Source organism: Mesorhizobium sp. M4B.F.Ca.ET.089.01.1.1 (genome assembly GCF_004022605.1).
Lineage (GTDB): Bacteria > Pseudomonadota > Alphaproteobacteria > Rhizobiales > Rhizobiaceae > Mesorhizobium > Mesorhizobium abyssinicae.
Genome location: NZ_RZOS01001361.1, coordinates 1 through 481, shown reverse-complemented (window position 1 = coordinate 481; position 481 = coordinate 1). Strand labels below are relative to the sequence as shown.

The 481-nt window shown below is 69.2% G+C and carries 1 protein-coding gene; it reads right to left on the bottom strand.

The window, feature by feature from the left end:
* A partial coding sequence (locus EN780_RS37535) for an MG2 domain-containing protein (RefSeq protein ID WP_133373014.1) occupies positions 1-481 on the bottom strand: 481 nt, incomplete at both ends.

Here is a 481-nt window from a genome sequence, read left to right as displayed (position 1 = left end):
GGGCGGGTGAAGATGAAGGTCAGCGGCAGGTTCTCGACCGCCTTGGCGGCGCCGTCGCGGGCAAGGGCCGCGACATGCACGTCCTCGCCGACGCGGTAGATGCCGCGCTCGGTCCAGGCATAGACGTCGAGCGCGCCGGGCGCCGGACGTCCGGTGACGCCACGGTCGGACAGGTCGAAGCCGGCCCGGCCCATGTCGAGGAAGACGAAGTCGTTGTCGCCCTGCTTGGCCATCAGCACGGCCGGCACCATGCCGCCTTCACCGCGCGTGAGGCCGGGATTGAAGACGGCGCGGCCCTCGGCGTCGGTGGTGGCGGTGCCGAGGATCTCGTTGTTGCGCGCGAGCAGCGTCAGTTCGGCGCCGGCGATCGGCTTGGCGCTTCCAAGCGAGCGGGCAAAGACGTTCAGCCCGTCCTGGCCGGTATAGGTGGAGAGCCCAATGTCGGAGACGACGAACCACTGCGTCGCACGCGAATCATACT